The organism is Paraburkholderia sp. EG304 (genome assembly GCF_046543485.1).
GTDB lineage: Bacteria > Pseudomonadota > Gammaproteobacteria > Burkholderiales > Burkholderiaceae > Paraburkholderia > Paraburkholderia youngii.
Window position 1 is genome coordinate 101,452 of the sequence record NZ_JBKGUA010000025.1, and the last position, 6,809, is coordinate 108,260.

At 59.1% G+C, this 6,809-nt stretch carries 6 protein-coding genes; all 6 read right to left on the minus strand.

The annotated features are described in order from the left end of the window. Window positions 1-75 precede the first annotated feature (75 nt). A complete protein-coding gene (gene tssC / locus ACLFKU_RS26495; RefSeq protein WP_410851054.1) occupies window positions 76-1,578 on the minus strand; it encodes a type VI secretion system contractile sheath large subunit in 1,503 nt (500 codons plus the stop codon). A 46-nt stretch (window positions 1,579-1,624) separates the two neighbouring features. After that, window positions 1,625-2,158, minus strand: coding sequence for a type VI secretion system contractile sheath small subunit (gene tssB, locus ACLFKU_RS26500; RefSeq protein ID WP_410851055.1), 534 nt, complete (start codon window positions 2,156-2,158; stop codon window positions 1,625-1,627). Window positions 2,159-2,366: 208 nt separating this feature from the next. Then, window positions 2,367-4,001, minus strand: coding sequence for an OmpA family protein (locus tag ACLFKU_RS26505; RefSeq protein ID WP_410851056.1), 1,635 nt, complete (start codon window positions 3,999-4,001; stop codon window positions 2,367-2,369). Further along, on the minus strand, window positions 3,998-4,687 hold the full coding sequence (locus tag ACLFKU_RS26510) for a DotU family type IV/VI secretion system protein (protein ID WP_410851057.1): 690 nt from the start codon (window positions 4,685-4,687) through the stop codon (window positions 3,998-4,000). Before ACLFKU_RS26510 ends, ACLFKU_RS26505 begins: the two co-directional genes overlap by 4 nt. A gap of 24 nt (window positions 4,688-4,711) precedes the next feature. Beyond that, a complete protein-coding gene (locus ACLFKU_RS26515; RefSeq protein WP_410851058.1) occupies window positions 4,712-5,332 on the minus strand; it encodes a fimbrial protein in 621 nt (206 codons plus the stop codon). 13 nt (window positions 5,333-5,345) lie between these two features. Continuing rightward, the coding region (locus tag ACLFKU_RS26520; protein ID WP_410851059.1) for a fimbria/pilus outer membrane usher protein at window positions 5,346-6,809 on the minus strand (1,464 nt) is incomplete at its 5' end.

A 6,809-nucleotide genomic window follows, 5' to 3' on the forward strand; every position in this document is an offset into this window, starting at 1 on the left:
AAAGCCAGGCATATTTAGTGAGCGCCTGTCCGTCGCTCAATCACCGCAATCACCGCATAAGCGGTAGACGCCGGATCAGGCGGCTTCCTTCACAAGCGGCAGCTTCGCGACGAGACGCAGAGAAACCGTCAGACCTTCGAGCTGGAAATGCGGACGCAAGAAGAATTTCGCCTGGTAATATCCCGGATTGCCCTCGACGTCCTCGACGACCACTTCGGCCGCCGCCAGCGGTCGACGCGCCTTGGTTTCCTGCGACGAATTGGCGGGATCGGCGTCGACATAGTTCATGACCCATTCGTTGAGCCACTGCTGCATTTCGTCGCGCTCCTTGAATGCGCCGATCTTGTCGCGCACGATGCACTTCAGGTAATGCGCAAAGCGCGAGCATGCGAACAGATACGGAAGACGCGCCGATAGATTCGCGTTCGCAGTCGCGTCCGGATCGTGGTACTCGACCGGTTTCTGCAACGATTGCGCGCCGATGAACGCCGCGTAATCAGTGTTCTTGCGATGGATCAGCGGTATGAAACCACTCTTGGACAATTCCGCTTCGCGGCGGTCGGAAATTGCGATTTCGGTCGGGCACTTCATGTCGATCCCGCCGTCATCCGTCGGGAACGTGTGACACGGCAGGTTTTCAACCACACCGCCGCTTTCCACGCCGCGAATCAGCGTGCACCAGCCGTAGTTTTTGAACGAACGGTTGATGTTCACCGCCATTGCGTAGGCTGCGTTGGACCATACATAGCGTTGATGATCCGCGCCGTCGGTCGCCTCTTCGAAATTGAATTCATCGACCGGATTCGTCTTGACGCCGTACGGCAGACGCGCAAGGAAACGCGGCATTGCAAGGCCGATGTAGCGCGCGTCTTCGGAACTACGCAACGCGTTCCAAGGCGCGTACTCGAGGTTTTGCGTAAAGATCTTCGTCAGGTCGCGGGGGTTCGCGAGTTCCTGCCACGAGTCCATCTGCAGTACGGACGGCGCCGCGCCGGTAATGAACGGCGCATGCGATGCTGCCGCCACCTTTGCAATCGAGCCCAGCAAGTCGACGTCGGCCGGTGTGTGATCGAAGTAGTAGTCAGCGACGAGACAGCCGTACGGCTCGCCACCCAACTGCCCGTACTCTTCCTCGTAGATTTGCTTGAAGAACGGACTCTGGTCCCACGCAATCCCCTTATAGCGCTTCATCGTGCGGCGCAGGTCGTCCTTCGACACATCCATGAAGCGGATCTTCAGCTTCTCATCCGTTTCCGTGTTCGCGACCAGGTGGTGGAGTCCACGCCACGCGCTTTCAAGACCCTGAAAATCTTCATGGTGGAGAATCAGGTTGATCTGTTCGGATAATTTGCGGTCGATCTCCCCAATAATCGACTCTATGTTTTTGTACGCGTCGTCGGACACCGTTGCCGATGTAAGCAGCGCTTGCTGTGCGAGCGTTCGAACAGCTCCCTCGACAGCCTCGCGCGCGCGCTCCGTTTTGGGCTTGAATTCGCGCGACAGGAGTGTATTGAAATCGGACTGATTGGTCACGCTCGCCGTTGCCTTGGCGCGCGTATTCGCTTGGAGTTCGGCCATCATTTCCCCATTGTTTCAGGCTGTGCTTTCGTGCGGAAAGCAAAAATCATTCGTCGGTCACCGGCTCGCCGGTGGCTCCCGCCTCAGGTTTCGGCGCCTTGGCGAGCGCTTCGAGCAATGCAGGGTCTCTCAACACCTTGCTGACCAGGTTTTCCGCGCCACTCTTGCCATCCATATACGTTTGCAGATTGGCGAGCTGCGTACGCGCTTCCAGTAATTGCGCGAGCGCGTCAACCTTCTTCGCGACGGCTGCGGGAGAGAAATCGTCCATGCTTTCGAACGTGATATCGACCATCAGCTGACCTTCGTTCGTCAGCGTGTTGGGCACCGCGAACGCGACACGCGGTTTCATGGCCTTCATTCGCTCGTCGAAGTTCTCGATGTCGATATTGAAGAACTTGCGATCGCCGACGGCGGGCAACGGTTCGATCGGCTTGCCCGACAGGTCGGCGAGGACGCCCATCACGAACGGGAGCTCGACTCTCTTATCCGAACCGTAAATCTCGACGTCGTATTCGATCTGGACGCGAGGAGCACGATTCCGTGCGATGAATTTTTGAGAACTGGTAGAAGCCGACATAGTGCTCTGAGGTTATCGCTCGATAAAATAAGAAGCGGTGACACCGCTCCTTCTCACTTAAGAAATCTGCAATCCGGTGATGTTATGTCTCGAAGCAGCGTGACGATATGGGCGGATGCCCAAAATTCGGATTCGTTTTCGAGAACGAATGACAGGTTTGATGTGCCACGATCGCAAGCAGCTGGAGGGATACCCGCGACGAGTACTTTTATTGGGTCCCTGAATCGGGAATAAGGGCAATTTCGACACGACGATTCATCTCGCGGCCCTGACTATTTTCATTGCTGGCAATCGGCCGCGTGTCGCCATACCCCTGAATGGCGAAACGTGTGATGGGCAACGAAGCAGTGTTGACGAACCAATCGCGGATGGCCTGTGCTCGTGCCTCGGACAGCTTCTGATTCGCGACGCTGGGACCCATGTTGTCGGTGTGACCCGCGATGAGAATCCGCTTGCCGGGATTCGCGCGAATCAGATCGAGAACGCCCTTGAGTTTCGGCTCCGCACCTGGCTTCAGCACCGTCTTGCCGCTGTCGAACAACAGGAAGTTGTCGATCGTCACAGCAAGCGGCGGCGAATGCGCGGCAATCGATAAAGAATGCGATGCGGCGGTCACGCGTTCAAGCGCGACTTGGAATTGCTTGCCCTGATACAGTCCCCAGCCGAGTCCGGTCGGCACACCGTTGCTCGCATAGCGAGCCAGATCGGCATGAGCTGCGGGTATATGCGTGTAGACCTCGAGGTCGTTGGCGACTCGCGCGACCAACCTGCTGTTCGTCCATGCTGAGACCCCGATCGATACCATCAGGACGACGGCCGACGCAGCAACCGCGTGCAGCATTGCGGAGTACGGCCGGTCCCGCTCGCTCTTCGAGACCCGGAAGCTCTCGTCCCGCGCAATGGGCGTGAGTAAAGGTAGAGACAGCGGCTTCGGCTGCGCCTTCGGCGTCATCAGCGGCGGTCGCAGCGTGGTTTTACCGGTTAGCCATCGCGACCAAGCGCCGGGACGCATCGGCGGGTGTCCGATATCGGCCAGCAGCAAGCTGCGCAGCGAGAACGGCGCGGTGTTCGCGAGCGACGAAAGTATCGATAACAGCGCCGCATCTTCTAGCCAGTCGAACACTGCGTGTCCCAGACCGATTCGCGACACACGTTCCGGGTGTGCGACGGCGAGCCATGCCTGGTCTAGCTGTTGCCTGAGTGCTTGCACATGTTGCCGCGCAGTTGCGGTCGCGGGTGGCATTGCCGATAGACTAATTGCATCGCCGAACCAGACCGGTTCCGCTGGGTGGTCGCCATTCGCGCTGAGATACGCGTAGATCGCGAGATAGCAAGGTAATACGAACGCCCGGGGACCGGTGCTTGCGGCGATTTCATGCTTCCAGCGGGTAAATTCGCGGCGAATCACCGCGTCGTCACACTCAGCGTCGGGAACAACGGGCATCAACACAGCATCGGGCGGACGTCGATACGACTCCATCACCGTAGCGAACACGCTGGACAGCTCCCCGGGTGACGTGACATGGAACCACACGGCATCACCGTTACGGCGCAGTGTGGATGACTGGCCATCGCGTGCAAACAACGCACCGGCATGCGGCCCGACGACAAGAACGATCGCTAAGTCGCGCATGTTCCCGAGCTGAACGTTCTGGTCCTCTTGGGGCGGTTTCGATCGCCCGTAAGTTGGCAATACCGCGGTGCCCACCGCCGTCACCAGAACAAGGCTAAGCACGACGGGCCGCGACGGTTGAAGAGCGAGCGGCAAACACAGCCATATCAGGCCGACAACGGCGACAGCAATCCAGATCAGCGCCGCCTGGTAGCTGTTAGAGGAAATCATTGCGTACTCTGCCGGGACGATGTTTCAGGTAGATCACGTATCGCAATGTCCAGGCTAACGCCCAGCGCCGCCCATAGCGACGCGACGGCAATCGCGCCAGCAATGAGCCCGCCGGCGGTCCTGCGTGAAAGTGAGATACGTGATCTGTTCGCCGGCCGAAGCGAATTAGACGGTGACATGGCGGTCTCCGGTGCGTAGGGTCTCGACAACACCGCCGTATCACATCTACGCCAGTTCAACGCCGATTTCGCACGCTCCAGATATGCGTTTGCGTCTCCCCGTCCGCCGTCGAAGCCCAGCCCCAGCAACATGCTGTAGAACTCGAGTCCAGCGAGATCCCGGCCGCCGCCATCCACCACCGCTTCGATCCGGTCCCAAACCAATGCAGCGCCATCGCGCACGCGATGAAAACGCATCTGGAGCGAGTCACGCAACCATTCTTCGTGCTGGTTGGAAGGCAATGCATGCAACGTCAGTTCATCCAGCAGAACGCACTGTGCGAGGCTGACTTCCTGGATATCCGTTGGCGGAAAATTCCGATCCTGCATTTGCTGCTGCAGCGTCTCGACCAACGTGCTACAACGCGCGCGCCAAAAAGGAATAGCCGGCATCTGCGCGCCGTCCGACAGCAGTGCTGCATGCAACGCTGTCGCTCGCATCAGCGCGACTGTTGAATCAAACATCATATAAACGTATGCGCGCCGACACCCTCAGGGCATTTCGACGACATAGGTGACGAACGTACTCACAGTGCCAGCCGTGGCTCGCCCCGTTGCGTAGTAGCTGGCAATGAAATCCACCGGCGTCGGATCCGTGGACGCGATCGGAATGACTTTCATCGTGGATCGGTCGCCGACCTTGATCCGCGATCCGTCCGCATTCGCCAGCATGACCTGTACATTCTTTGCCGATGTCCTGCCGCTCGCGTTCTGTAATTCCAGATTTCCCGTATTGGGATCGGTCGACGAACCGCTCTCGAAATAGACGCGCGCATCCGTCACGCCGCTTGGGCATTGGATCGTGATGGTGAAGATCTTTGAGCCATCCGCCACTCCGGCCCTCGGCAGCGATTGCGTCGAAAGCCTCGGCAATGTGACCGTCATATCGGGCGAACTGACCAGCGAACACGTCGTCGCGTTGTAGGTGCCACTAAAATTGAGCGTGACCGAAGGCGAGCCTTGCGCTTGTACGCAAACTGATCCCAACAGCGCACCCGCGATCAACCCGGCGATGGGTCCGGCAATCCGAAAGTATCTGCAAATATTTTTCATTTTCTGACCTCCACTGTCGGCGGATTCATCCGAGCCGCATTGCTGGAGCTGACCGGGCATCCGCCTTCGCCTTTCAGCGAAGCGAACTGACAAGCGCCGCGCCCGCTGAACGCCGCACGACAGGCTTTGCCGGCGCGGACCATACAAGCGCTGGATCACAGCTCAGTTTGATGCGCGCAACGATCCCCGCGTGATGACTGCTCTGCGCCTTGTCGTCGTCCGGCACCGTGTAGGGCATCACGCACTGCTCCGCTGCGCGGTTGCCCCAGCGCACCAGCAGCTTGCCTTCATGCTCGAGGCCGCGCAGATACGCGAGACCGCCCTGACCGACGATGCCCACCGATTTCTCGGATTCATCGAACAACTCGGCGCCCATCGGCATGGCTTTGCCTTCCCGATCCACGACCTCGGCGAAGATCGGCGTGCCCTGCGTGGTCGCAATCTTTACCTTCACCAGCGAGTTTGCGCGCGGCACGACTTCCTCACTCGTATTGCCCAGTTCAACGTCGAGCGGCACGTCGCTCGGATCCAGCGCGACCGTGTTGACCCGGTATGGCGTCAACGAAGACACAACCGCATAGCCGTGGCCGTCGATTCGCGCGCCCTGGCCATTGATAATCCGGCCACCCTCTGCGCCTTTCGCTTCGACGAGCGCAAACGCCTGACCGAGTGGCGGGCTCAGCGTGACGCCGCCGCTGTGAATGACGACTGCGCCGTCGGCGTTGAACGCGGCTTGACGAGTCTGATTGCTGATCGACGCATTGAGGTTGTACGTACCGAACGGCGCGCGATACATCGCGTAACCGCCTGCGGAAACGGTTCGATTGTCGCCGGCGACGATCCTCGATGCGTTGACACCGTAGTTGATCGGCGTGGCTCCGGTCGTGTTGCCCGACGCAGTGGCCTGTATCGTGCTGTCCCCGTTCGAGCTGCGCGCAACGTTGGTGGTCAGATAGTCGAACATACGATGCTCGTTCGAGTCGACCTTACCGAGCGGAATCGTCAGGTTCAAGCCAACCTGCGTGCTGATCTTCGAGTTTTGCAGGCGCGTGCGTTGCGCATACAGCGAGTAGGACACCCGTTTGTACGCGCTGTTGAAGCCAACCTGATACTGCAGATCGTAGCCCTTCGACGCGCCCCAGTGTTTCTGCGAACTGCCGGCGATATAAAAAGAACTCGACTCGCCGATTGGCTGGTTGATGTTCAGTTGCAGACGACTGCGCGTGCGGTAGTCATACTGACCCATGTCTCTCGCGCCATATCGCGCGTACATCGCGTCACGCAGGCTATAGAAGCGTGCGGTCGAGTAGCGGTAGGCCGCAACCGAGAAATTCGTGTTCGGCCCCGGAAGAAGCTTGCTGTAGCTGATGCGGGTACTGTAGCCGGGACGACCACCCGACGCGCCGGGAATGTAGCGGCTAAGTTGTAATGTCCGCTTCTGGCCAAGTTCAAATGTCCGCTTTTGCGCCGCGTAAGCTGTCCTGCCGCCGGTTGTCCGGCACGGGGAGCTTCGATGGCAGTAATAGAACGGATAACG